We start from the raw sequence: 25762 nt of genomic DNA on the forward strand, positions 1-25762 counted from the left end.
GCCCGCCTTTAAGGGGCCGTCTCCGTTTATGAACGCGCCCCCTCGCGTTCGAGCCACGAACGGAACAGCGCGACCAGCTCATCCGCCGACTTCCCGTCCGGAACGTAAGTGCAATAGCTCCGCGACGGCAGACGTGGGCCGGCAAATGGCGCGACGAGCCGGCCGGCCGCGAGATCGCCGGCGACCAGCGCGGTCGGTCCCATCGCGATGCCTATCCCGTCGATGGCCGCTTGCAACGTCAGATAGAAGTGGTCGAAAGTCAGCGCGGCAGCCGGCCTGAGGGCGGGAATCCTGGCGCTCGCCAGCCAGTCCGGCCAAACCCGCGGAAGACTCGACGTATGCAGCAACGTGTGCTGCCGCAAATCGTCCGGCGTTCGAAGCGGCAGTCGCTGCAACAGCGCCGGACTACAGACCGGGACTCGCTCCTCGGACAGGAAAGGCCGCATCGAGTAGCCATAGAACGTGTCCGGGCCGCCCCGCACGACGACGTCGTAGATTTCTCTCAGACTCTCCAACGACTCGTTCGACGTCTCCACCTTGACGTCCACGTCGGGATGCGCGGCGCGGAATGTCGCCAGTCTCGGCACCAGCCAGCGCAAGGTGAATGTCGCGGGCGCATTCACGGACAGTGTCCGGGAGACCGTTTCGGGGAAACCATATCTGGCCGTTGCCTGCGAGAGCTGCTCGAACAAAGGGCCGATTTCCGCCAGATAGGCCTTCGCCGCCGGCGTCAACGCGACGCGCCGGTTGTGCCGTTCGAACAACGATGCGCCGAGCCACTCTTCGAGCGCGCGCACGTGCTGGCTCACCGCACCGTGAGTCACGTGCAGTTCCGCGGCGGCTTCCTTGAAGCTGCCGAGACGGCCTGCGGCCTCGAAGGCGCGCAATGCATTGAGCGGAGGCAGGGTTCGCTTCATTCGCAAGAGTTTATCTAACGCGAATCCTCAATTTATCTGGTTTGTCGGGCTGCAACAAGATAGATATTCTTCTTACTGCGCCGCTGATTCAGGCGGCGCGCGGACCTGGAAGGCATTTTGTTGTCCGCCGACATCTCGCGCCCACAGGCGACGCTTGCACGCCAGGAGCGTGATCTCCCTCACTCTTTCCGGCCTTGAACCCGCATGCTCAGTTATACCGGCGGTCTCGTCCTCTTTGCCGCCCTGCTCCACGCAAGCTGGAACGCGATGCTGCACGGCAACCGCGACCGGTTCCTGTCCATGACGTGGATGAGCATCGCCATCGCGGCGGCCGCCACGCTCGTGGTCCTGTTCACGCCGTGGCCCGCCGACGCTGCCTGGCCGTACATCGCCGCATCGGGGCTCGTGCATATCGTCTACAACGTCAGCCTCGTGCGGGCTTATCGCCGCGGCGATCTGGCGCAGGCGTATCCGATCGCGCGCGGCTCGTCGCCATTGCTCGTCACGCTCGGCGCGGCGCTGTTCGCGCATGAGGCGATCGGCCCCTTGCACGCGCTCGGGATCGCGATGATATCGGGCGGCATCATCGCGCTCGCGCTGCAGGGCGGGCGCGTGTCGCGCGCGGGTGCGGTGGCCGCGCTGGTGACCGGTGCGTCGATCGCGCTCTATACCGTGATCGACGGCATCGGCGTGCGTTTATCCGGTGGCCAGGTGCTCGCCTACACCGCGTGGATGTTCCTCTTCTATTGGCTGATGCCGGTGCTGTTCGTCGCGATGCGCGGACTCGCGGCGCTGTGGACACCGCTGCGGACGGAACCCGTCGCCGTCGGCTCGTCGCTCGCCGGCGGGCTGGTGTCGATCGCGGCGTATGGGATCGTGATCTGGGCAATGCAGTCGGGCGCGATGGGCGCGGTATCGGCGTTGCGAGAGACCAGCGTGGTATTCGCAGTGCTGATCGGGCGCGTGATTCTGCGGGAAGCGGTCGATGGAAGGCGCTGGCTCGCGTGTGTGATCGTCGCGGGTGGGGCGGTTTGTCTGGGGCTTTGACCAGACAAGATCCCGATCCGCCCAAATCAGAGTGCAATTTCCCTTTCTTCGGAGTGCAAGCAAGCTTGCTGCCACGTCGGCGGATTCTCCCTACAGTCTGCCAACTGCGAAAGTCTTTTTTGTTCTACGCTATAGGTGGGGCCCGCAGCGCGTCCCGATGTCTGTCCCGCATCACGGCTATCAGGGAAAGCCTCCGACTCTGCTGCACCCCGTAGATGGTCCTCCAGCACGGTACGGTGCAACCGGCCGGAGGTGATCTCGAGCCAGTCCTATCGCCACTCAACACTCCGGCAGCCCGGCGGACCTCGCTCCGACCGCGGCACTCGAATCTTGGTGCACCCGACCTATGGAGACTAATGATGTCTATTCGATTAGGAGAAGACGCTCCCGATTTCACCGCGGAAACCACCGAAGGGACGATTCATTTTCACGAATGGATCGGCGACCATTGGGCGGTCCTGTTTTCGCACCCGAAGGATTTCACTCCCGTTTGCACCACGGAACTCGGCTACCTGGCGGGCCTCAAGCCAGAATTCGATAAGCGCAACACGAAGATTATCGGGCTCAGCGTCGACCCCGTCAGCGACCACACGGAGTGGATGAAGGATATCGCGGAGACGCAAGGCCACGAGGTCGGCTATCCGCTGATCGGCGATTCGGACCTGAAGGTCGCGAAGCTCTACGACATGATTCATCCCGAGGCGAGCGGCAGCGGCCCGCGCACCGCGGTCGACAATGCGACCGTACGCTCGGTGTTTCTCATTGGACCGGACAAGAAGGTCAAAGCCATGCTCGTCTATCCGATGAGCGCCGGCCGCAACTTCGACGAAGTGATGCGGCTGCTCGATGCGCTGCAACTCAACGCGAAACACACGGTGGCGACACCGGTGAACTGGAAACCGGGTGAGGACGTCATTATTCCAACATCCGTTTCCAACGATGCCGCAATGCAAAAATATCCGCAGGGTTTTAAAACCGTGAAGCCTTATCTGCGGTACGTTGCGCAACCGAAGTAAAGCGCTCATCGATGGGAGGGGCGAGTGCCGGGCAGTGCGAAGTCCGGCGCTCGATGTGAGTCCGGGTGCATCGATGCGCCCGGCCCTCTGAACGGGGCTGCGTCCAGTTCGACTGCCTGCGGGGCGGTTGGCGGCCGCACGGGCCGCCAACGGGCCGCCAACTTTAAGCGCTCGCAGGAGCGGGCCGCGGAGCGAAATCGTGTTGATCTTCCGGCAGCTATTCGATCAGCAATCGTCGACCTACACCTATCTTCTCGCCGATAGCACGACGCGCGAGGCGGTGCTGGTCGATCCGGTATTCGAACAGGTGCGCCGGGACGCCGCCCTGATCGAAGAACTCGGATTGCATCTGCTCTATACGATCGACACCCACGTCCACGCCGATCACGTGACCGGCGCATGGATGCTGAATCGCCGCATAGGCAGCAGGATTGCGATTTCGGCTGCGAGCGGCGCCGAAGGCGCGGACCGCTATCTGAGCCACGGCGACAAAGTCGAGTTCGGCGCGAGATACCTGACAATACGCGCGACACCGGGACATACGGATGGATGCATCACGCTCGTACTCGACAACGAGACCATGGCGTTCACCGGCGATTGTCTGTTGATCAGAGGCACTGGCCGCACGGATTTCCAGCGCGGTGACGCGCACACCATGTTTCGCGCGGTGCATGGCCAGATTTTCACGCTGCCCACCGCCTGCCTGCTTTACCCGGCCCACGACTATCGCGGTTTGACGGTGACGAGTGTGGGTGAGGAGCGGCGCTTCAATCCACGCCTGGGCGGTGAACTATGTGAAGACGATTTCACCGGATACATGACGAACCTGCACCTGCCGCATCCGAAGCAAATCGACGTAGCGGTGCCCGCGAACCTGAAATGCGGTCTCGCGGCGAGCGTCCCCGCGCAGATGACGGAACCCGATTGGGCGCCGCTGACATGCAGCTTTGCGGGCATCTGGGAAATCAATGCGCAGTGGCTGGAGGAAAATCTGCGTGCTGTCGAGATCGTCGATGTGCGGGAACCCGACGAGTTCAATGGACCGTTGGGGCGCATTCCCGCGGCCAGGCTCATTTCCTTGGGCGAGCTCTCCGGGCGGGCCGCTGAACTCACGAAAGAACGCCCGATCGTGACGGTCTGCCGGGCCGGCGGACGCTCGGCCCAAGCGACGGTCATGCTGCGGCAGGCCGGATTCGAGCGGGTTGCCAATCTTGCCGGCGGTATGCTGCGCTGGCGTGCGGAAGGGCGCGTCGTTGAAAACGGCAGTGTGTGACGTGTTTTCAATGCATGACTTCAATGCCGGCAACGCGGCAGGCCGATGGCCTGCCGGGTCGTCCGTGGCCGCCCGGTGACGGCGAGAAGGGCTGTCTATCGAGGCGTCGGCGCATCCTCGCGAATCAGTTCGCGACGCTTCAATTCAGCCCAGAATTCCGCTGGGATGTCGGCCCGGAAAGTTTGCAGGTTGTCTTCGAGTTGCGCGACGCTGCGCACGCCCGGGATATTCGTCGGAATAGCCGGGTGACCGAGCACGAATTGCAGGGACGCCGCTTTGAGTGGCACCGAGAAGTCGCGGCACACCTGTTCGATCTTGCGCACACGTTCGAGAATCGCTTCCGGCGCGGGTGCATAGTTGTATTTCGCGCCAGGCACGGCGCCCGTGGCGAGAATACCGCTGTTATAACCGCCGCCGAGAATCACCGACACCTGACGCTCCTCGCACAACGGCAGGAAGCCGTCGAGCGCGTCCTGCTCCAGCAACGTGTAGCGGCCGGCCAGCAACAGGCAGTCGAAGTCGTTGCGCCGAATCGCTTCGTGCGCGACCTGCCACTCGTTCACGCCCACGCCGACGGCCTTGACGACACCCTCATCGCGCAGCTTGAGCAGCGCCTTCGCCGCGCCGCTCATGGCGGCGTCGAACATCTGCGGCTGGCGCTCTCCGTGCGTGAACGCGTCGATGTCGTGAATCAAAGCGATATCGATATACTCCAGCGCCATGCGCTGCAGGCTGTCCTCGATCGAACGCATCACGCCGTCGTAGCTGTAGTCGAAACGCATGTCGAACGGCAAGCCGTCGACCCACGGCGTGAAGTCGATTTCAGCGCGCTTGCGCGGCTTGAGCAAGCGGCCCACTTTGGTCGACAGCACGAACTGATCGCGCGGATACCAACGCAGACCCTGCCCGCAGCGCGCTTCGCTCAAACCGTGGCCGTACATGGGCGCGGTGTCGAAGTAACGCACGCCGGCGTCCCACGCGGCTTTGATGAGCGCCGCCGAATCCTCTTCGCTGATCGGCCTGAAGATGTTGCCGATCGGTGCGGCGCCGAAACCCATCAGCGTCGTTTCGAGTCCCGAGCGCGGCCACTTACGCTTTGCTACCGGATCCATCGTTGTCTCCTGCCAAGGTGTTGAGCGGTTCGTTCCGGACCACTTCGACTTCGTCACGCAGATAGTTTAACGCTAGCGCGTGAGGCGTCGCCGCCAGGCCGACGCCGACGGTCGCGATCCGGGTCTTGCGCATCCTGATCTCCGCGTGTGAAACGCTTTAAACCGATGCGGTCAGTTCTGGGACTGTGTCGAACAGATCGCCGACGAGGCCGTAATCGGCGACGCTGAAGATCGGCGCTTCTTCGTCCTTGTTGATCGCGACGATCACTTTGCTGTCCTTCATCCCGGCCAGATGCTGGATCGCGCCCGAGATGCCGACTGCAATGTACAACTGCGGCGCGACGATCTTGCCGGTCTGCCCGACCTGATAGTCGTTCGGTACGAAGCCCGCGTCGACCGCTGCGCGCGATGCGCCCAGCGCTGCGTTCAGCTTGTCCGCCAGCGGTTCGAGCACCTTCGTGTAGTTCTCGCCGTTGCCGAGACCCCGGCCACCCGAGACGATGATCTTCGCCGACGTCAGTTCTGGACGATCCAGCTTCGTCACTTCACGGCTGACGAAGGACGAGATGCCGCTGTCGGCTGCCGCTTCGATTTTCTCGACTGATGCGCTGCCGCCTTCGGCTGCGACCGGGTCGAAACCGGTCGTGCGGACCGTGATGACCTTGATCGGATCAGCCGATTGCACCGTCGCGATTGCATTGCCGGCATAGATCGGACGCTCGAACGTATCAGCAGAATCCACTGCCGTGATGTCGCTGATCTGCGCAACGTCCAGCTTCGCTGCGATACGCGGCGTGATGTTCTTGCCGTAGGCGGTTGCCGGCGCGAGGATGTGCGTGTAGTCCTTCACGATATTCACCACCGTTGCTTCGATGTTTTCCGCGAGACCCGCTTCGAGTTGCGGCGCGTCGGCCAGCAGCACTTTGCTAACGCCGGCAATCTTCGCTGCCGCATCGGCCGCGGCTTGCGCGTTGTGCCCTGCCACCAGCACGTGGATATCGCCACCAATCTTCTGCGCCGCGGCAATCGTGTTCAGCGTCGCGGCCTTGATCGACGCGTTGTCGTGTTCTGCAATTACCAGATTCGTCATTTCGTCCGTCTCCTCACAGCACCTTGGCTTCGGTTTTCAGCTTCTCGACCAGCGTCTTCACGTCCGGCACCTTCACACCGGCGGAGCGCTTCGGCGGCTCGACAACCTTCAGCGTCTTCAGGCGCGGCGTGACGTCGACACCGAGGTCTTCCGGCTTGACGACTTCCAGCGGCTTCTTCTTCGCCTTCATGATATTCGGCAGCGTCACGTAGCGCGGCTCGTTCAGGCGCAAGTCCGTGGTGATGACTGCGGGGAGCTTTAAAGACAGCGTTTCAGCACCGCCGTCGACTTCACGCGAAACGGTCGCCTTGCCGTCAGCGACGACAACCTTCGACGCAAACGTCGCCTGCGGCAAACCAGCCAGCGCAGCCAGCATCTGGCCGGTCTGATTCGAATCGTCGTCGATCGCCTGCCTGCCGAGAATGACCAGCTGCGGCTGTTCCTTGTCGACCAGCGCCTTCAGCAGCTTCGCGACAGCCAACGGCTGCAGTTCCACTGAAGACTCGATCAGAATCGCGCGATCCGCGCCGATCGCGAGCGCCGTACGCAGCGTTTCCTGCGATTGCGCAACCCCACAAGAAACCACCACCACTTCACTAACAACACCTGCGTCCTTCAACCGCACCGCTTCCTCAACCGCAATCTCATCGAACGGATTCATCGACATCTTCACGTTCGCGATATCCACACCCGTGCCGTCCGACTTCACGCGAACCTTCACGTTGTAGTCCACCACTCTCTTAACCGCCACCAGAACTTTCATCTAAACCCACTCCATCACAGTCCAAAGACTTCCACACCGAACGCATGACGCGCTCACTTGATGATCAGCACCTTCGAGCGATCGAACGCCACCGTCACCGCGACGATCAGAATCACGCCGAACACGATCTGCTGCGCAAACACGCTGATCCCGACAAACGTCATGCCGACCCGCGCGACCGACACCAGCAGCGCGCCGATCAGCGTGCGGCCGATGCCACCCGCGCCGCCCGTCAACGCGGTCCCGCCGACGATGACAGCGGCGATCGCCGGCAGCAGGAACTGGTCGGCGAGCGTCGGTGATCCGCTGCCCAGCCGCCCTGCCATGATGACGCCCGCAAGCCCGGCAAACAGCGACGACGTCGCGAACACGAGGCAACGCGTCACCGGCACGCGCACGCCTGATGCGATCGCGGCCGGTTCGCCCGCGCCGATGGCATCGACGCGCCGCCCGAACACCGTCGAACGATGCAGGAACACGCAGAGCAGAAAGACCACCAGCGCGAGCATGATTTCATGCGGAATACCGAACGACGAACCCGTCGTCCAGCCGAGCGACGCGTTGCGCATCTCGTCGCTGATGCCGATCGAGCGCGTACCAGAAAGCGTCAGCGCTGCGGCCGACGCGATCCCGCCGACCGCCAGCGTCGCGATGAACGACGGAATGCGCAGCACGGTTTTGAATCACGCCGCTCAGAAGACCAATCCCGAACGACGCGGCCAGCGCCACCACCGCCGCCAACGCGCCATAACGAGGCAACAGCATCGCCACGATCACGCTGGAAAGCGAAGCCACCGCCTGTAGCGACAGATCGATACTGCCCAGTAACACGACGAAGGTCGTGCCGGCCGCCATGATGAACAGCGTCGAGCTGTCCGCAAGCAGGCCGAGTTGCGTGGACGGCGCGAGGAAAGTGGGTTGCGCGATCTCGATCAGCAGATACAGCGCGATGAGCGCGATGAACGGCGCGTTGTCGCCGAGCCGTGCCTTCAATGATGCATTCATTTGTGCCATGTTGCCCTCACACCATGTGTTCGACGACGTCGATCTGCGACGGCTTGTGGCCGACTTCGCACGCGAGAATCTTCTGTGCGCGGCCGTCGCGCATCACCATCACGCGATGACTCAGCCCGAGAATTTCTTCGAGCGTGTCGCCGGTCAGCACGACCGCTACACCTTCGGCCGTCAGTTCGCGAATCAGTTGATAGACCTCTTCTTTCGCGCCCACGTCGAGACCGCGCGTCGGATGATCCAGCACGAGAATCCGGCTGCCCGCAAAGCGCCATTTCGCCAGCACGACTTTCTGCTGATTGCCGCCCGACAGATTGCGGCACGACGCGGTGGGCCCAGGCGTCTTGATGTGCAAACGCTCGATCCATTCATTGGCGATCGCGCGCTCGCTTCGCTTGTTGACCACGCCGCTGCGGCTCACCGCGGCGAGGCGCGGCAGCGTCAGATTCTCGGCCACGCTCATCTGCGTGACGAGTCCCTCGACCTTGCGTTCGCGCGGCACGTAGCCGATGCCGAGCGAGACCGCATGCGTGGCCTGTGCCCGCAAGCGGGTTCCGCCGACCAGCACTTCGCCCGCGTCGAGCGACTCCAGCCCCGCAATTACGCGGCACAATTCCTCGCGCCCCGACCCGACCACGCCGGCCACCCCGAACACTTCGCCGCAATGCACGTCGAACGACACGCCTTTCAGCGTATGCCCGAGCGACGCGTTACGCACCGACAGCGCGACTTCGCCGCGGCACGGTTTCTGCAAATTCTCGCGGTAGTACTGGCCGTCCATCGTGCGGCCGACCATCAGTTCGTGCAGTTGTCCGACCGACGCATCCGCCGACGCCATGCCGGCCACCACCTTGCCGTCCTTCATCACATAGACGCGGTCGCTCAGCGACAACAGTTCGTCGAGCCGGTGCGAGACGAACACGAACGACGCGCGCGCCTTCAGTTCACGCACGAGGCGAAACAGGATCTCGATCTCCGCCGCTTCGAGCACCGACGTCGGCTCGTCGAGCAGAATGACCGGCATGCCGTCGGTGCGGCTCGCGAGCGACAGCGCCTTGGCGAGTTCGACCATCTGCCGCTGCCCGAAGGTCAGGTCTTCGCATAACGTCAGCGGATCGATATCCAGGTGCACGGTGGCCAGTTCGGCGACTGCAGCGCGCTTGAGCTTTGCCCAGTTGACCCGGCCGAGCGTGAGAAACGGCTCCTCGCGGCCGAGAAACAGATTTTCAGCCACCGTCAGATTCGGCAGGATCGACTGTTCCTGATAGACCATCGCGATGCCTTTCGAGGTGGCATCGCGCGGATTTTTGATAACGAGCGGTTTGCCGTCGCGCAGAATCTCACCGGAATCCTGACGGTAGCCACCCGTCAGCAATTTCATCAGCGTCGACTTGCCCGCACCGTTTTCGCCGATCAACCCGACGATCTCGTTCGGCCGGATTTCGATCGACACGTCGTTGAGCGCCAGCACGCCGGGGAAACGCTTGGTGACGTTCTTGAGTGTGAGCATCGTGGTGTCTCCCTATCCGTTACTTGACGATGCGGCGGCGCGAGCGATTCAACGCCAGCGTCACGGCAACGATGATCAGCACGCCCTGAATGCCCTGCTGCACATACGGCGGCACGCCGAGCAACACCATGCCGTTGGCGAGCACGACCACCACTAGCGTACCGATCAGCGTGTTGAGCGGACCGCCATTGCCGCCCGCGAGCGACGTGCCGCCCACCACGATCGCGGTGATCGCAACGAACAACTGGCCGTTGGCGATCATCGCGTGACCCTGCCCGTATTGCGCAACCGCGAGAATGCCGGTCACCCCGTAGAACGCACCGGCGAGCGCGAACACCGCGATGCGCACGCGCGAGATCCGTACCCCGCTCAGCCGCGCCAGGTCCTCGCCGCCGCCGATCGCGAGCGTATGGCGGCCGAGAATCGTATGGCGGTGCACGAACCACGCGAGCCCGAGCGCCAGCACGCCGATCCAGACCGACAGCGGCAGGCCGAAGTAGCGCGTGATCGAAATCGAACGCAACGCCGTGTCGCTCACGCGGATCGTATTGCCCGACAGCACCGCGGTGCCGATGCCGGTCGCCACGAAGCCGACCGCGAGCGTGGTGATGAACGACGGAATGCGCAGAAACACGTGCAGTACGCCGTTGGCCAGACCCAGCACCACGCCCGCCGCGACGCCGATGGCCAGCACCCACAGGCCGAAGTGATTGTCGTTGTACGAGTTCTCGACCAGCATCGACACGGCGATCGCCGCCACCGCGACAATCCCCTCCGCCGACAGATCGATGCTGCCGAGCTGGATCACGAACGTGCCGCCGAGCGCGATCGTCAGCGGGATCACGGCGGCAATCGCGATCCGCGACAGGTTCATCGGGTCGAAAAAGTCATGATTGAGCGCGCCAATGCACAGGCCCAGCGCCACCAGCACCAGCAACGGCGAGTAACGCCGCAGCAGTGCGCGCACGGCTGCGGGGCCGTGCGCGGACGCGGGAGATTGAGCGGCCTGCACGGCGTGCCGGGAAGAAGTCGCGGTGAGCTTGTTCATCGATACACCACTGGCCCGGCAACGCGGGCATAAAGGTTGTTCCATTCCGCCTTCGGTGAGGCGGCGCGCGCGATCACGTCCTGAACGTTGGTCTTCGTGACGAACGTCGCGGTGCAGAACGACTCACGGCGGTCCTTTGCGAGCGTCGCCAGGTCGACTTTCTTGTCCTTCGCCTGGAGCCCCATCGAGAGACCGATGCCGCCGAGCCAGTACGGGTCCCAATCGACCGATGCGATCAGCTCGCCGGTCTTGATCGCAACGAGTCCCGGCTGCGTGCCGTCCATGCCGGTCACCGGAATCTGGCCGGCCAGACCTTCGGCGCGCAACGCCTCGATCGCACCGAGCGCCATGTCGTCGTTCGCGGCCCACACGCCTTTGATCTTCGAATTGAAGCGCGTCATCCAGGCCTGCATGATCGGAAACGCCTTCTGCGAGTTCCAGTCGGCGACCTGAAAGTCGAGTAACTGGATGCCGGGGAACTTCTTCAAGGCTGCATCGAGACCGGCCTTGCGCTCGATCGCCGGCACGTTGCTGAAGATGCCGCCGAGCGCGACCACGCCGCCCTTGCCACCCATCGACTTGAAAAGCTGCGTGGCCGTTTCCTCGCCATACGCGACGCCGTCGTAAGAAAGATGCGCCACGTAGTTCGGATTGAAGTCCCACGGGTGCAGGTCCTTCGGCTTGTTCCAGATCGTCGTGACATACGCGCCAGCCTTCGAGCAGGCTTCGACGATCACGCGGGCGTCGGCGGAATCGTTCGGGTCGACGTTGAGCATGAGATTGCCGCCGGTCTTCTGCAGCAACGCGCGGATATCCGCGATGCCTTTCTCGGAACTGCCCTCGGTCGTGAGCGGCACATACGGCAAACCGACGCTCTTCGCGAAGCTTTGCGCGCCCTTGTTGAACGCCGTGTAGTACGGGTTGGTCAGCGAACGGAACGAGCAGGCGAGCGTGGTCTGCCCCGCGCCGAACGAGAGGCCCGACATGCCGCCACCCGCGACGGCGAATGCCGCGCCCGCGCCGAGCTTGATGAAGTCGCGGCGTGATACGCCTGCGCGTTGATCCTGTCTGTTCATGATGTCTCCTCCGAGCAAAAGAACCCTCTCTTCAGGGCCGTGTATAAATAACCGGATATTTACCCCAAGGAAGAGATACGCAATCATTCCGCGTACCCTTCCTCAGTCCTGCTTGCGCAACTCCGGCATCAAACCGCGGCCGCAGCGGACTCGCGCGTCGCGCGTCCGGAAGTGCCCGCGAGCGCGCCCGGCATGGGCACGGGTTGCGCTACCAGCCCGCGAATCAGATCGGCGGCCTTTTCCGCGATCATCAACGTGGGCGCATTCGTGTTCGAGCTGACGATGCGCGGCATCACCGACGAGTCCGCGACTCGCAAACCCTCGATGCCACGCACGCGCAATTGCGGATCGACAACCGACAACTCGTCCACGCCCATCTTGCAGGTGCCGACCGGGTGATAGCCCGTGCGTCCGTACTGCTGCGCGTAGGTTTCGTATTCGGCCTGCGTGCGCACCTTGCCACCCGGAAAATGCTCGCTCCGGACGTACTTGCGCAGCGCGTTCTGACTCATGATTTCGCGGCTCTGCCGAATGCCGTCGACGGCGACCTTCAGGTCGTACGGATCGCGAATATAGGCTGGATCGATCAGCGGCGCATCGGCGGGATCGGCGCTGTGCAACGTCACGCTGCCGCGGCTGCGCGGACGCAGGAAGTACGAGTTGAGCGTGCAACCCGAACCGGACGGCACCGGCGGCACACCGGCCTCGACCCCCGCACCGGGCAGGAAATGGAATTGCAGATCGGGAGTCGGCACACTGCTGTCCGAGTACCAGAACGCGCCGCCTTCGGCGATATTCGACGTCACCGGTCCCTTGTTGAACAGTTTGTACTCGAGTCCGGCGAGCAACATCATGTGCTTTTTCGCGTACTTGTCGAGACTATAGGGGCCGTTGAGTTCGTAGACGATGTCGATGTCGAAGTGGTCCTGCAGATTCTGTCCGACGCCGTTCAGCGCATGCACGGGCTTCACGCCGACGCGCTCCAGATCTTCTGCGCGGCCGATCCCGGAGAGCATCAACAGTTTCGGCGAGCCGATCGCACCGGCGGTCACGATCACCTCGCGTTCGGCGCGCGCAACCGTCACGTTCGCGCGCTCGCCGCGCGGCGCGAATTCGACACCGACCGCGCGGCCGTTCTCGATCACGACGCGCGACACGAGACAGTCCGTGCGAACCGTGAGATTGGGCCGCGAGCGCGCATCACGCAGATAGCCGACCGCGGCACTGCAGCGTTTGCCATTGCGCTGCGTGACCTGATACACGCCCACGCCTTCCTGCTGCGCGCCGTTGAAATCGCTGTTGTACGGCATGCCGGCTTCCTGGCCCGCGAGCACGAACGCCTTGGTCAGTTCGTTGACGCTGATGAGATCGGACACGCCGAGCGGGCCGCCCACGCCGTGATATTCGTTGCACAGGCGCTCGTTGTCTTCCATGCGGCGCAGGTACGGCAGCACGCCGTCGCGAAAGCCCCAGCCGGTGCAGCCGTCGCGTTCCCAGCCGTCGTAGTCGGCGGGCTGGCCGCGCGTGTAGACCATCGCATTGATCGAGCCGCCGCCGCCGAGCACGCGACCTTGTGCGAACGGTATCTGGCGGCGCTGCGTTTCCGCTGCCGCCGTCGTGCGATAACCCCAGGTCAGCGGACCGCCCGTCATCTTGAAGAAGCCGACGGGCATGTGGATATACGGATCGGTATCGGCGGGGCCGGCTTCGAGCAACAGCACACGGTTGCCGGCGTCCTCGCTCAGACGCGCCGCCAGCGCACAACCCGCCGCGCCGCCACCTACGATCACATAGTCATACATTGCTGTCTCCGATACGGTTTTCTACGGTCACACGCTGCGCGTGATCCGGATGTTGCGTGCGGCTCTTCACGGCCGCTCGATCAATTCAACGGGTGTTACGCGATCCAGCGCGGCCGCTTGCCGAGTTGGACATGCACCGACTTCAGCTCCGTGTATTCCTCCACGCCATAACGGCCCGTTTCGCGGCCGATGCCCGACTGCTTGACGCCGCCGATCGGCATTTCGGGGCCGCCGGTAATCGTGCAATTCACCCAGATACGGCCCGCCTGAACCTCGCGGAAGCTGCTGATCGCACCTTGCAGGTCGCGCGTCCAGATGCTGGCGGCGAGGCCATATGGCACGCCGTTCGCCAACTGGATCGCCTCTTCGAATGTATCGAACGGCGTGACCGACAACACCGGTCCGAAGATCTCTTCCTGCGCCAGTGCGCTTTGCGGTCGCACGTTGCGGAACAAGGTCGGTTGGATAAAGAAACGCTCACCGTCGCTGGTCGCCTCACCGCCGTGAACCAGTTGTGCGCCGTCACGCCGGCCCGCGTCGATGAAGCCGCGAATCTTCTCGAACTGACGTGCTTCCACGATCGCGCCGACATGGTTCGATGCATCGAGCGGATCGCCCACGCGCACTTTCTCAAAGACGGCCTTTACGCGCGCGACGAGTTCCTCTTCCACCGAACGATGCACGACGAGCCGGCTGCCCGATACGCAGCACTGTCCCGCGTTAAAGCAGATGCCGAAGGCAATGGCGTCGGCGGCATCGTCGAGATCGGCGTCCGAGAAAACGATTTGCGGATTCTTGCCGCCGAGTTCCAGCCCGACCTTCTTCATGTTGCCGCCGGCCGCGGTGAGTACGGAGCGGCCAACCGGCGTCGAGCCGGTGAACGACACCATGTCGACGTCCATATGCTCGGCGAGCGCCTGACCGACCACCGAGCCGAGCCCCGTCACCACGTTCACGACGCCGTCCGGCAAGCCGGCTTCGCTCAGCAGTGCGGCAAGCTTCAGCGTGGTGGTCGAGGTGAGTTCAGCCGGTTTGACGACAGCCGTGCAACCCGCGGCGAGCACGAACGGCAGACGCTCGGAAAGAATGAAGAACGGAAAATTCCATGGCGTGACGATGCCGACGACACCAATCGGTTGGCGCACCGTCAAGCCGAACAGATCAGCGCCCAGCGTGTCGTGCGAATCGCCGTGCACGATGCGTGCGAGACCGGCCGCATATTCCCAGATGCCTGCCGCCGCATTGATCTCGCCGCGCGATTGGCCGATCGGCTTGCCGCTTTCCAGCGTTTCCAGATACGCCAGCGTTTCGACGTTGTCGCGGATCAGACGTGCGGTTTTCAGCAGCACGGTGGCGCGCTGCTCGCCCGACAGGCGCGACCAGCGGCCGTCGTCGAACGCGCGGCGCGCGCTGGCGACCGCTGCGTTCAGATCGTCGACGGATGCGCGCACCGTGGCCGTGACCGGCACGCCGTGGCCCGGGCTCTTGCGCTCGACGAACTCGGCGGTGCTGCCCGCGTAGTCCTTGCCGTCGATAAACATCGGCGTGCGCAGCGGCTCCACCGGAAGACGAAGCGTTGCTGCGAGTTCATTCAGATTGCTCATTCCTGTCTCCAGAGTTTGCGTTCACGCGGGCGCTGAAACGCGCGCCGCGCGCGAGGTAAACCGGTTCGGCAAGACAATGCTTCTGGCATTTTTGGCGCCCATTCTGCACCATCCAGTTACTTCCTCGCAATGCCTTTTTGGTCTATAGTCGCTGACACGACACCAGATCGACCGACACCGTTCCCTCACACTTTTTTCCTGCGACCAGCCAACATGACTCTTGCGAGCACGCCCCCGGGCCGGGCATCGAAAACGGCCCAAGCCGGCGCCGCGCAACCGCCGCGGCAACGCGACCCCGAAGTCACCCGGGCACGCATTCTCGAAGCCGCCAAGAAGGAGTTCGCCAAACTCGGCCTCGCCGGCGCTCGCGTCGAAGCCATTGCCACGCGCGCCAAGGCCAACAAGCGGATGATCTATCACTACTTCGGCAGCAAGGAGGAGTTGTTCCAGGCTGTGCTCGAAGATGCTTACGCCGACATCCGCTCTGCCGAACTGAAGCTGAACCTCGACCACCTCTCGCCCGAAGACGCGATCGTCGCGCTCACCACGCACACGTGGAACTACTACCTGAAGAACCCTGAGTTCATGACGCTCGTGAACAGCGAGAATCTTCACAAGGCACGCCACGTGAAGAAGTCCGAACGGTTCAAGGAACTGCATCATGGTTTCATCTCGATGCTGCAACGCATAATCGATCGGGGCGTCGAAGCGGGCGTGTTTCGCGCGGGCGTCGATGCAAGGCAACTGCACATCACCATGGCGGCAGTCGGCTACTACTACCTGACCAATCGCTTCACGAGCGGTGTGATCTTCGACATCGACTTCATGAGCAAAGAGGCTTTGAAAAACCGTCTCGACTTCAATATCGAAACCGTTCTGCGCCTGCTGCGCCCCTGATCGCCGTGACGGCTGAAGCGCCCGGATACGGCGCTTCACGTCACCGCGAGCGGCGTCAGGCCACTCTGGCATGTGCTTCATTTGAGGGTGCTTCACGCGCTTCATTTTTTCCTCGCGCCAACAGTGCCTCGTCGACGAGCGGACGGAACGCCATACGCGCCAACACATCACGCTCGACATCGACACCTTCCGCCACTTCGATCAAACGCACGCCATTCTCTTCGAGACGGAACACGGCCCGCTCCGTCACGTACAACACTTCCTGCTTCGCGATACGCGCCTGCTCGCCGCTAAACGTAATGTGCTGCACGCGTTCGACGAGCTTCGGCACGCTGCCCGGCGCCACGATCTTCACGCCCGCGCCGGCCTGTTCGACCTGCAACCCCTTCGCTTCGAAACTGCCGCAAAACACGATCTTTCGCGCGCCCTGAGTGATGTCGATGAAACCACCCGGCCCCACCACCGTCGCACCAAGCTTCGACACGTTGATGTTGCCTTCGCCATCCATTTCGCCCATGCCGAGGAACGTGATGTCCACGCCGCCGCCGCTATAAAAATCGAACTGGTCGACGCTCGAGAGGATCGCCTCCGCGTTGCGCGCGGTGCCGAACATCGGCCCGTCGAGCATCGCGCCGTTGTGAATGCCCTGCTCGACCGAACCCCAGAACGTACCGAGCCGACCGTGTTGCGCGAGCACGCCGGGAATGCCGCCCGGAATGCCGAAACCGAAATTCGCCGACTGTCCCTCATGCAATTCCTGCGCGGCGCGCGCTGCGATGATGTAGCGGATGCCCGTGGGAATTTCGTAGAAACCGTCGTCGATCGGGCTCAGTGATTCGCCGCTCAGCGCCGGGTCGTAATCGGCGACCACGCATTGCACCTGCTCCCGCGTCTCGACGAGCGTATCGACGAGAATCCCCGGAATACGTACGAGACGCGCCGGCACATAGCCCTGCGTGGTGCGCTCCTTGACCTGCACGATCACGCGGCCACCGCTGTTATGAGCGGCAAGCGCCGCGGCGTATGTGTCGAGATCGGCAGGCTCGCGGCGCAGCGTGACGTTGCCGCACGCATCGGCTGACGAACCGCGCACGATCGCGAAGTCCACCTTGAACGGCTTGTAGCGCAGGTATTCGCGCCCATCCAGTTCGATCAGTTCGACCAGGTCTTCACTGGCGCGCGCGTTGATCTTGCCGCCATCGATACGCGGATCGACAAAAGTACGCAAGCCGACATGCGTGACCAGCCCCGGCCGCCCCGCGCCGATTTCGCGCAGCAGCGTGGAAATCGCACCGGCGGGAAAGCTATAGGCCTCGAACGCGTTGTCTTGTGCCATCTGCTGCATCGCCGGCGACCAGCCTCCAATGTCCGCCGATCACGCGCCGCACCATGCCGGCGTGTGCAAACCGTGAGAGCCCGCTGCTCTTGCCGTCGCCGATACCCAGCGCGTGAACCACCGTCAGGTCACGCGGATGTCCCGTCCGAAGAAAGCGCTGTTCGAGCGCCGCGAGCACGGCGTCCGGCTCGAGCAGACCGCCGCCGGAACCGGCCAGCGCAATGGTCGCACCGTCGAAAATTTGCCCGGCCGCCTTGGCGGCATCCATCCACTTATCCAAACCATCCTCCACTCAGATCGGCCTCAAACCTCGTTGACAGCAGCGATTCGTTGGTCTTAAATAACGAACCAGTTGGTTACTTGTTGCCAATGTTGGCACAGGGAATCACGTAATTCAAGTAGCGATGCGCGAGGCTCGGGTTTACCTGAACGAGCCCGATCAGACGCAAAAACAGGTACCGATCATTACGATGGAGACAGCATGAAACTCTCAGACACGCATCAGCAGATTCGCGAAACCACGCGCCGTTTCGCGCAGGAAGTGATTCGTCCGATCACGGAAGAACTGGATCGCGACGAGCGCTTTCCCGCCGAGATCTACGCGCAGATGGGCGAACTGGGCCTGTTCGGCATTACCGTTCCGGAGGCGTTCGGCGGCGCGGGGCTCGATGTCACGGCGTATGCGCTGGTGATGGAGGAACTGTCGCGCGGCTACGCGTCCGTGGCGGATCAGTGCGGCCTGCTCGAACTGGTCGGCACGCTGCTTTCGGTGCACGGCACCGACGCGCAGCGCGCGAAATACATGGAGCCGTTGCTGCGCGCGAAGCTGCGTCCCGCGTATTGCATCACTGAAGCCGACGCCGGCACCGACGTGTCGGGCATCCGCACGACAGCGGTCCGCACGCCCGAAGGCTGGGAGCTCAGCGGCGCGAAACTGTGGATTCACAACGCGCCGGTCGCGGACGTCGCGTTCGTGCTCGCGCGCACCGACCCTGCCGCGGGCCGGCGCGGCATGAGTATTTTCATCGTGGACTGCGCGCTCGCCGGTGTGTCGAAAGGCGCGAAGGAACACAAGATGGGCCAGCGCGCGTCGCAAGTCGGCGAACTGCATTTCGATCGCGTGAAGCTGCCGCAAGACGCGTTGCTCGGCCAGGAAGGCCGCGGCTTTCACATCATGATGAGCGTGCTCGACAAGGGCCGCGTGGGCATTGCGGCACTGGCGGTCGGCATCGCGCAGGCGGGCCTTGAAGCGGCGCTCGACTACGCTCAGACGCGCAAGCAGTTCGGCAGCCACATCGCCGAATTCCAGGGCATTCAGTGGATGCTGGCCGACATGGCGACCGACATTCACGCCGCGCGGCTGCTCGTGCACGATGCGGCGGAACGGCTCGAAGCGGGCGAACGCGCGAGCATCGCGTGTTCGATGGCGAAGTGTTTCGCGGGCGACACCGCCGTCAAGCACAGCGCGAACGCCGTGCAGATTTTCGGCGGCAGCGGCTACATTCGCGGCTATGAAGTCGAGCGTCTGTATCGCGACGCGAAGATCACGCAGATCTACGAAGGCACCAACCAGATTCAACGCACCATCGTCGCGCGCGATCTGATCGCCGACGGAGCCACGTTATGAGTGCGCGTCCCATTGCTCTTGTCACAGGCAGCCGGCGTGGCATCGGCCGGGCGATCGCCGTCGAACTCGGGCGCGCGGGTTTCGATGTGGCGTTGACCGATGCGGTGGCATCGCAAGAGCTCGACGGCGCCGTGCGCGAGGTCGAACAAACCGGCGCGCGCGCGATCGCGGTCATCTCCGATCTCGCCGACATCGACTCGCATCGCGCCACATTAAACGAGATCGAAGCAGCGCTCGACGGCCAGATCGATTGCCTCGTGAACAACGCGGGCGTCTCGGTGATGTCGCGCGGCGATCTGCTCGACGTGACGCCGGAAAGTTTCGACCGCTGTATCGCCGTGAATACGCGGGGCACGTTCTTCCTCACGCAGGCCTTCGCGAAACACTGCCTCGCGCGCTCCGGCGGCGCCGTCGCGCCACATCCGTCTGTGATCACGATCACGTCGTCGAACGCGATCGCGGCGTCGCCATTGCGCGGCGAATACTGCGTGTCCAAAGCCGGACTTTCAATGGCGAACACGTTGTTTTCGCTGCGCCTCGCCGAACACGGCATCAGCGTGTACGAGGTGCAGCCCGGCCTGATCGAAACCGAAATGACGGCGCCGTCCCGCGCGCGCTACGACACGCAGATCGAGCAAGGGCTCACCGCGATCAAGCGCTGGGGCACGCCGCAGGAAGTGGCGACCACCGTGCGCACGCTTGCAACGGGCGGCCTTCCCTATAGCGTCGGCCAGGCGATCCGTATCGACGGCGGCTTGCTCGTCACCAAATATTGAGTTGCATATGAACCTGACAATCAAACTTCCGGCCGCGTCCGGCACGATGGAAACGTATCGCGTGGAAGGTGTGCCGCTCGAAGTACGGCCGCCCGAACGCGAATTCAACCGCATCGCGTATTCCGCCGCCCACGTGGTGGCCGATCCGCTGCGCGCGGGCGAACTGAACGCCGCGCCCGCCATCGACTGGGATCGCACGATCGCTTACCGGCGCTATCTGTTGCAGCAAGGGCTCGGCATCGCGGAAGCGATGGACACCGCGCAACGCGGCATGGGCTTGCCGTGGAGCACGGCGCTCGAACTGATCACGCGCAGCATCGAAGGCACGCGCGACATTGCGGGCGCGGCGATCGCGTCGGGTTGCGGCACGGACCATATCGCGCCCGCTTCGGTCATGAACTGCGATCAGGTGATCCGCGCGTATGCAGAGCAGTTGGAGGCCGTGCAGCGCGTCGGCGGCCGGGTGATCCTGATGGCGAGCCGCGCGCTCGCGCGGGTCGCGCGTACGCCGGACGATTATCGGCGCGTGTATCGCGAAGTGCTCGCCATGTGCGATCAACCGGTGATCCTGCACTGGCTCGGCGATATGTTCGACCCCGAACTCGCGGGCTACTGGGGCGCAAATGAATTTGCCGGCGCAGCGCAGGTGTGTCTCGACATCATCGGGACAAGTGCTTCAAAAGTCGACGGCATCAAGATCTCGCTGCTCGATGAGCAGAAGGAAATCGCATTCCGTCAGCGCCTGCCGCACGGCGTGAAAATGTACACCGGCGACGACTTCAACTATCCCGCGCTGATCGCCGGCGACGGCACACATTTTTCGCACGCGTTGCTCGGCATTTTCGACGCGATTGCGCCAGCGGCCTCGCAGGCTTTGTCCGCACTCGCCGCCAACGATCACGCCAGCTTCAACGCGTTGCTCGCGCCGACCGTGCCGCTCTCGCGCCACATCTTTCGAGCGCCGACGCAGTACTACAAGACGGGCGTGGTGTTCCTCGCGTACCTGAACGGCTTCCAGGATCACTTCTTCATGCCGGGCGGCCACCACGGCATGCGTCCGCCCGCCTATCTCGCCGACGTCTTCCGTCTCGCCGATCAGGCCCGCTTGCTGCGCGATCCCGCGGATGCCGTTGCGCGCATTCGCCGCGTCATGGCGCCCCTCGGCTGCGGAGACTGACGATGAGCCGCCCAACCGGTGCTGTGCGGCACATGGTGTTCTGCCGGTTTCGCGCCGACGTCACGCCGGCGCGGCGGCTCGCGTTCTTCGAGCAGATCCGGCGGCTCACCGAAGTGCCCGGCATTGCCTTCACGAACTTTCAGTGCGGACCCAATGTGTCGCCGGAAGGCTACGGCATGAACTTCGCCGACGGCTTCATGATGGACTTCGAGAGCGGCGCGGCCTGCTTTGCGTATCTCGCACACCCGACCCATCAGGCGATCGGCGCGCGTCTGCTCGAAGCACTCGATGGCGGCGCGCAAGGCCTGCTCGTGTTCGATATCGATCTGGAAACTTATGAGAAACCTTCAGGGAAGACTCGACCTGTGCTCCATCAATACCGCCACGCTGGGGCATCGGGAGCCGCTCAGTCGCACGATTGACCGCATCGCCCGAGCCGGTTTCGGCGGGATTGCACCGTGGCGTCGCGAAGTCGACGAAGCCGACGTCGTGCAGATCGCGAGACAGATCAAGGCGCTCGATCTCACGGTAACGGGCTATTGCCGCTCGACTTACTTGCCGGCGACGACATCGGCGGAATTTGCGGCGAACGTCGAAGCCAACCGCGCTGCGTTGCGTGACGCGGCCACCCTCGGCGCGCGTTGCTTCGTGATGGTGGTCGGTGGACTGCCCGAAGGCAGCCGGGATCTGACGGGCGCGCGAAACCAGGTTACAGAGGGCATTGCGATGCTGCTGGAAACCGCTCGTGATTGTGGTGTGCCGCTTGCCCTCGAACCGCTGCATCCGGTGTACGTGGCCGACCGTGCCGTGCTCAACACCATCGCGCAGGCATTGGAAATTTGCGAGCGCGTGGATAATGATCGCAGCGGAATGATCGGCGTCGCCGTGGATGTCTATCACTGCTGGTGGGACCCCGCGCTGACGGCGTCAATCGAGGCAGCGGGCCGCGCCGGGCGACTTCTTGCGTATCACGTGTGTGACTGGCTGCGCGAAACGCGCGACGTGTTGCTCGATCGAGGCATGATGGGCGACGGCGTGATCGCCCTGCCCGCCGTTCGGCAAACCATTGAACGAGCCGGCTACGATGGCCTGATCGAAGTCGAAATTTTTTCCGCGCACGACTGGTGGCGGCGTGATCCGGAAGAAGTTCTGGCAATCTGTGCCGAACGTCTGCAGAGCGTCTGCTGACAGCGCAACGCGGAACCGCATCAACAATAAAGGAAAGACAATGACAGACAGAGTCCGTTGGGGCGTATTAGGCGCCGCAAAGATTGCGAACAACTTCGTGGTGCCGGCACTGCAGCGATCGCGCAATGGCCGGGTGACCACCGTGGCCAGCCGCGATCTCGCCCGCGCGCAGGCTTTCGCGACGAAGCATGATATCGCCCATGTATCGTCCAGCTATGAGGAAGTGATCGCGAGCCCGGACGTGGATGCGATCTATATTCCGCTGCCGACGGCAAGCCACTTCGAATGGTGCAAGAAGGCAATGCTCGGCGGCAAGCACGTGTTGTGCGAGAAGCCGATTGCCATGAGTGCGGCCGAGGTGCAGGAACTGATCGCGTTGCGCGATCAAACGGGCCTTGTATGCGGCGAAGCGTTCATGGTGGCGCATCATCCGCAGTGGACCTTTGTGCGCGACAGCCTTGCACAAGGCTTGATCGGCGAACTCAAGCTGGTTGAAGGCTCATTTACCTACTTCAATGACGACCCCGACGCGCTCAAGAACAACCTCGCACTCGGCGGCGGCGGCGTGCGAGACATTGGCGTATATCCGGTCGTCACTACGCGTCTTGCCACCGGCCTGGAACCGGATCGCGTCCAGAGCGAAGTCGTATTGGACCCGCGTTTCGGCACCGACCGGTTCGCCCGCTGCGTCGCGGATTTTCCGGGGTTCACGCTGAGCTTCTATTGCGGCACACAAATGGCGCGCCGCCAGCACATGATCTTTCATGGCACCAAAGGATGGCTGAGCGTCGATGCGCCGTTCAATCCGGGAAGCTATGGCCCTGCGCAAGTCCGCCATCGTTCAAATGAGACAGGCAATGAACACTTGCAGGAATTCAGCGACGTAGACCAGTATCAGGCGATGGTCGAGGACTTCTCGGACACGGTCATTGGCTGCAAAACCGGACTCGCATTTTCTCTCGAGAGTTCGCTTGCCAATCAGCGCGTCATCGATCAGATACTTCGCTGACGATTAGAACGTCAGGCGGCCAGATCGTCGGATGAACCGCCAATCACGCCGCCACATAAAACGAAACCCTAGAACAACGTGCGAATACCGACGCGCACCGCCGTCGACGATTGGCCGGTACTCACATACTCGCCGTTTGCAAACACCGGCGCCGTGCCACCGCCGAGAAACACCGGCGCCGCGCCGCCTGACGCACGCAGATACGTTGCACTCGTGTAGACGTCGGTGCGTTTGGACAACGCATAGTCGAGCAGCACCGTCACGTTCTGCCACTTCTGCCCTTCGAGTTTGCTGTACCAGTAGCCGCCCATCAGCGTGGTGGCGGGTGTTAGCTGGAATACTTCGTTGGCCTCGTAAGTGGTCATGGAGCCGCTGTCGTCGCGAACGCGGAAATGCACATCGGTGAACAGGAGACGAGTAAGGCTACGGCCGAAGCGGTAACTGCCGCCAATGCCGAAGCTGCTGACGCTATACGAACGCGTCTTCATTGTCGCCGCTTTTTCCGCGTCTGATTCACGCTTACCGCACGCAGCGGCCGAAGGTGAATATCTCGTTGCTCGAACTGTCGTCGTCGTTGCAGATCGAGGCGATCGAACAGCGTGAGCTGGATGTCGGTTTGCTGCGGTTGCCAGACAACGCGCCGCGGACCGAACTCGTCTTCACGCCGTTGATGGAAGAGCCGTTGCTTGTTGCCATGCATGCCGGGCACCGCCTGGCGAAGGCCACGTCGATCAAGATCAAGGATTTGCGCGGCGATCCGTTTATTGCGTATCCGCGCGCCGCGGGTGTGGCCGTGTCGCAGCAGATACTTGCGCTGTGCGCGAAACGCGGCTTCGAACCGCAGGTGGTGCAAGAAGCGCAGCAGGCTTCGACGTTGATCGGCCTGACGGCGACAGGGCTTGGCATCGCGTTGGTGCCGGCTACGTTGCAAACCATCGCGGTGCCCGGCGTCGTGTTCAGAATGCTCGATGAGACCGACACCACGACTACGTTATATATCGCGCACCGTTACGGCGATGCGAATGCGCGAGCCATGCAATTTGCGGAGCTTGCGCTGGGGTTACGGTAAGACGTCAATCAAGAGAATCAGCGCTGCACAATTCAGCGCAACGCTTTCGCAGACTCAAGTCGGGCCACACCTCACCCCTTCCACGCTGCCCCCTCAGGAAAGTCATACTCATCAAGCGACGCCGCATGCATCTCGATGCTGTAACCCGGACGCTGCGGCGGCATATAACGGCCATGGCGGATCACAACCGGATCGACGAAATGCTCATGCAAATGATCTACGTATTCGAGCACCCGGTTTTCCAGTGACGCCGACACGCAGATATAGTCGAACAGCGAAATGTGCTGGACGTACTCGCACAATCCGACACCGCCCGCATGCGGGCACACCGGCACGCCGGATTTCGCCGCCATCAGCAGGACGACGATCACTTCGTTCAGCCCACCCAGGCGGCAGCTATCGACCTGACAGAAGTCGATGGCCCGCGCCTGCAGCAACTGCTTGAACATCACCCGGTTATGACAGTGCTCGCCCGTCGCGACGCCGATCGGCCGAATCCGCTCGCGGATGGCCGCGTGACCGAGAATGTCGTCGGGACTCGTGGGCTCCTCGATCCACCACGGATCGAATTGCGCCAGGCGCCGCATGTTCGCGACCGCTTCGTCGACATCCCACACCTGGTTGGCGTCCATCATCAGCTTCAGATCCTCGCCGATTTCTTCGCGCAGGATGCGAGCACGGCGCATATCCTCTTCGAGATTGCCGCCCACCTTCTGTTTGAAGTGCGTCCAACCCTGCGCGACGCCTTCACGCGCGAGCCGGCGGATCTTGTCGTCGTCGTAACCGAGCCACCCCGCCGATGTCGTGTAGGCGGGATAGCCTTGTGCAAGCATCTCCTTTTCACGCTCGCCGCGCGTCGTCGCGTGACGATGCAGCATGGCAATGGCCTCCTCCGGCGTGATGGCATCCGTCACGTAGCGGAAGTCGAGGCAACGCACGAGCTCTTCGGGGCTCATGTCGACGAGCAGCTTCCACACGGGCTTGCCTTCCGCTTTGGCCCACAGATCCCAGGCCGCGTTGACGACAGCCGCCGTCGCCAGATGAATCGCGCCCTTGTCCGGGCCGATCCAGCGCAACTGGCTGTCCGACGTCAGCGCGCGCCAGAAAGCGCCCATGTTCGCGGCAATATCCTCGAGCCGTTTGCCGACGATCAGCGGAGCAAGCGCCTGTACCGCGGTCACGCAAATCTCATTGCCGCGTCCGATCGTGAAGGTAAGGCCGTGGCCAGTGAGCGCGTCGGGCGAATCGGTTTCGAGCGTGACGTAGGCGGCGGAATAATCCGGCGCGGCGTTCATTGCATCGGAGCCGTCCAATGAGCGCGAGGTGGGAAACCGAATGTCACGGACGGACAGCTTGGTGATCGTGGGCATCTGAACACTCTCCTCTGCGGCAGCCATCGACTTCGGTCCAAAAG

Annotated in this window: 25 protein-coding genes and 1 pseudogene; 11 read left to right on the top strand and 15 right to left on the bottom strand. The window is 63.0% G+C overall.

All coding sequences use genetic code 11. The annotated features are described in order from the left end of the window. Nucleotides 1-26 precede the first annotated feature (26 nt). Nucleotides 27-917 carry a transcriptional regulator GcvA gene (gene gcvA / locus B0G74_RS28640; protein WP_132378578.1) on the bottom strand — a complete coding sequence of 297 codons (891 nt, stop codon included), beginning with the start codon at nt 915-917 and terminating at the stop codon, nt 27-29. Nucleotides 918-1121: 204 nt separating this feature from the next. On the opposite strand from gcvA, the gene B0G74_RS28645 reads away from it, so the two are divergent. From B0G74_RS28645 to B0G74_RS28655, 3 genes are all read left to right on the top strand, one after another. Continuing rightward, nucleotides 1122-1964 (top strand): DMT family transporter, encoded by an 843-nt coding sequence (locus B0G74_RS28645; protein WP_132378580.1) that lies wholly within the window; start codon nt 1122-1124, stop codon nt 1962-1964. A gap of 359 nt (nt 1965-2323) precedes the next feature. After that, nucleotides 2324-2980, top strand: coding sequence for a peroxiredoxin (locus B0G74_RS28650; RefSeq protein ID WP_132378581.1), 657 nt, complete (start codon nt 2324-2326; stop codon nt 2978-2980). 202 nt (nt 2981-3182) lie between these two features. Then, nucleotides 3183-4253, top strand: coding sequence for an MBL fold metallo-hydrolase (locus B0G74_RS28655; RefSeq protein ID WP_132379461.1), 1071 nt, complete (start codon nt 3183-3185; stop codon nt 4251-4253). A 95-nt stretch (nt 4254-4348) separates the two neighbouring features. On the opposite strand, the gene B0G74_RS28660 is transcribed toward B0G74_RS28655, so the two are convergent. The 11 genes from B0G74_RS28660 to B0G74_RS28700 all read right to left on the bottom strand — a co-directional run bounded on the left by B0G74_RS28660 (nt 4349) and on the right by B0G74_RS28700 (nt 15269). Next, the gene (locus tag B0G74_RS28660; protein ID WP_132378582.1) at nt 4349-5365 is read right to left on the bottom strand and encodes an aldo/keto reductase; all 1017 of its coding nucleotides are present in this window, start codon (nt 5363-5365) and stop codon (nt 4349-4351) included. Further along, entirely contained in the window at nt 5343-5498 is a 156-nt protein-coding gene (locus B0G74_RS45875; protein ID WP_165923936.1) for a hypothetical protein, read from the bottom strand. Before B0G74_RS45875 ends, B0G74_RS28660 begins: the two co-directional genes overlap by 23 nt. A gap of 24 nt (nt 5499-5522) precedes the next feature. Further along, nucleotides 5523-6455 (bottom strand): FAD-binding protein, encoded by a 933-nt coding sequence (locus B0G74_RS28665; RefSeq protein WP_132378584.1) that lies wholly within the window; start codon nt 6453-6455, stop codon nt 5523-5525. Between the two features lie 13 nt (nt 6456-6468). Further along, nucleotides 6469-7218, bottom strand: a complete 750-nt coding sequence (locus B0G74_RS28670; RefSeq protein ID WP_132378585.1) for an electron transfer flavoprotein subunit beta/FixA family protein — start codon at nt 7216-7218, stop codon at nt 6469-6471. Nucleotides 7219-7271: 53 nt separating this feature from the next. Next, nucleotides 7272-7847 (bottom strand): hypothetical protein, encoded by a 576-nt coding sequence (locus B0G74_RS46805; RefSeq protein WP_243658374.1) that lies wholly within the window; start codon nt 7845-7847, stop codon nt 7272-7274. Next, nucleotides 7732-8232 (bottom strand): hypothetical protein, encoded by a 501-nt coding sequence (locus B0G74_RS46810; protein WP_243658334.1) that lies wholly within the window; start codon nt 8230-8232, stop codon nt 7732-7734. Before B0G74_RS46810 ends, B0G74_RS46805 begins: the two co-directional genes overlap by 116 nt. A gap of 7 nt (nt 8233-8239) precedes the next feature. After that, the gene (locus B0G74_RS28680) at nt 8240-9739 is read right to left on the bottom strand and encodes a sugar ABC transporter ATP-binding protein (RefSeq protein WP_132378586.1); all 1500 of its coding nucleotides are present in this window, start codon (nt 9737-9739) and stop codon (nt 8240-8242) included. Nucleotides 9740-9758: 19 nt separating this feature from the next. Further along, nucleotides 9759-10787, bottom strand: a complete 1029-nt coding sequence (locus B0G74_RS28685; RefSeq protein ID WP_207915712.1) for an ABC transporter permease — start codon at nt 10785-10787, stop codon at nt 9759-9761. Then, nucleotides 10784-11863 carry a sugar ABC transporter substrate-binding protein gene (locus B0G74_RS28690; protein ID WP_132378588.1) on the bottom strand — a complete coding sequence of 360 codons (1080 nt, stop codon included), beginning with the start codon at nt 11861-11863 and terminating at the stop codon, nt 10784-10786. The genes B0G74_RS28685 and B0G74_RS28690 overlap by 4 nt, the downstream gene beginning before the upstream one ends. A 128-nt stretch (nt 11864-11991) precedes the next feature. After that, the gene (locus B0G74_RS28695) at nt 11992-13665 is read right to left on the bottom strand and encodes a GMC family oxidoreductase N-terminal domain-containing protein (RefSeq protein ID WP_132378589.1); all 1674 of its coding nucleotides are present in this window, start codon (nt 13663-13665) and stop codon (nt 11992-11994) included. Nucleotides 13666-13760: 95 nt separating this feature from the next. Beyond that, nucleotides 13761-15269, bottom strand: a complete 1509-nt coding sequence (locus B0G74_RS28700; RefSeq protein WP_132378591.1) for an aldehyde dehydrogenase family protein — start codon at nt 15267-15269, stop codon at nt 13761-13763. 213 nt (nt 15270-15482) lie between these two features. Here B0G74_RS28700 and B0G74_RS28705 point away from each other — a divergent pair, with 213 nt between their 5' ends. After that, complete coding sequence (locus B0G74_RS28705) at nt 15483-16166, top strand: TetR/AcrR family transcriptional regulator (RefSeq protein ID WP_132378592.1); 684 nt, start codon at nt 15483-15485, stop codon at nt 16164-16166. Between the two features lie 55 nt (nt 16167-16221). Here B0G74_RS28705 and B0G74_RS28710 read toward each other — a convergent pair. Continuing rightward, a pseudogene (locus B0G74_RS28710) lies at nt 16222-17770 on the bottom strand (CoA-transferase). 213 nt (nt 17771-17983) lie between these two features. Here B0G74_RS28710 and B0G74_RS28715 point away from each other — a divergent pair. The 6 genes from B0G74_RS28715 to B0G74_RS28740 are packed head-to-tail and all read left to right on the top strand — an operon-like array spanning nt 17984 to nt 23279. Beyond that, nucleotides 17984-19129 carry an acyl-CoA dehydrogenase family protein gene (locus B0G74_RS28715; RefSeq protein ID WP_132378594.1) on the top strand — a complete coding sequence of 382 codons (1146 nt, stop codon included), beginning with the start codon at nt 17984-17986 and terminating at the stop codon, nt 19127-19129. Beyond that, entirely contained in the window at nt 19126-19905 is a 780-nt protein-coding gene (locus B0G74_RS28720) for a 3-ketoacyl-ACP reductase (protein ID WP_132378595.1), read from the top strand. Before B0G74_RS28715 ends, B0G74_RS28720 begins: the two co-directional genes overlap by 4 nt. A gap of 7 nt (nt 19906-19912) precedes the next feature. Then, on the top strand, nt 19913-21082 hold the full coding sequence (locus B0G74_RS28725; protein WP_132378596.1) for a dihydrodipicolinate synthase family protein: 1170 nt from the start codon (nt 19913-19915) through the stop codon (nt 21080-21082). A 2-nt stretch (nt 21083-21084) separates the two neighbouring features. Continuing rightward, nucleotides 21085-21504 (top strand): Dabb family protein, encoded by a 420-nt coding sequence (locus B0G74_RS28730; protein WP_132378598.1) that lies wholly within the window; start codon nt 21085-21087, stop codon nt 21502-21504. Next, a complete protein-coding gene (locus B0G74_RS28735) occupies nt 21419-22270 on the top strand; it encodes a sugar phosphate isomerase/epimerase family protein (protein ID WP_132378599.1) in 852 nt (283 codons plus the stop codon). The genes B0G74_RS28730 and B0G74_RS28735 overlap by 86 nt, the downstream gene beginning before the upstream one ends. A gap of 40 nt (nt 22271-22310) precedes the next feature. Continuing rightward, nucleotides 22311-23279: a Gfo/Idh/MocA family oxidoreductase gene (locus B0G74_RS28740; protein WP_132378600.1), complete on the top strand. Its 969-nt coding sequence runs from the start codon at nt 22311-22313 to the stop codon at nt 23277-23279. 68 nt (nt 23280-23347) lie between these two features. Here B0G74_RS28740 and B0G74_RS28745 read toward each other — a convergent pair whose 3' ends face one another. Beyond that, nucleotides 23348-23767, bottom strand: a complete 420-nt coding sequence (locus B0G74_RS28745) for a porin (RefSeq protein ID WP_132378602.1) — start codon at nt 23765-23767, stop codon at nt 23348-23350. On the opposite strand from B0G74_RS28745, the gene B0G74_RS28750 reads away from it, so the two are divergent. Further along, the gene (locus B0G74_RS28750; RefSeq protein ID WP_132378603.1) at nt 23767-24348 is read left to right on the top strand and encodes a LysR family substrate-binding domain-containing protein; all 582 of its coding nucleotides are present in this window, start codon (nt 23767-23769) and stop codon (nt 24346-24348) included. The genes B0G74_RS28745 and B0G74_RS28750 overlap by 1 nt on opposite strands. Before the next feature lie 71 nt (nt 24349-24419). Here the strand turns inward: B0G74_RS28750 and B0G74_RS28755 are convergent, their stop codons facing one another. Further along, nucleotides 24420-25718, bottom strand: a complete 1299-nt coding sequence (locus B0G74_RS28755) for an L-fuconate dehydratase (protein ID WP_132378605.1) — start codon at nt 25716-25718, stop codon at nt 24420-24422. Between the last annotated feature and the right edge of the window lie 44 nt (nt 25719-25762).

The organism is Paraburkholderia sp. BL9I2N2 (assembly GCF_004339745.1).
GTDB lineage: Bacteria > Pseudomonadota > Gammaproteobacteria > Burkholderiales > Burkholderiaceae > Paraburkholderia.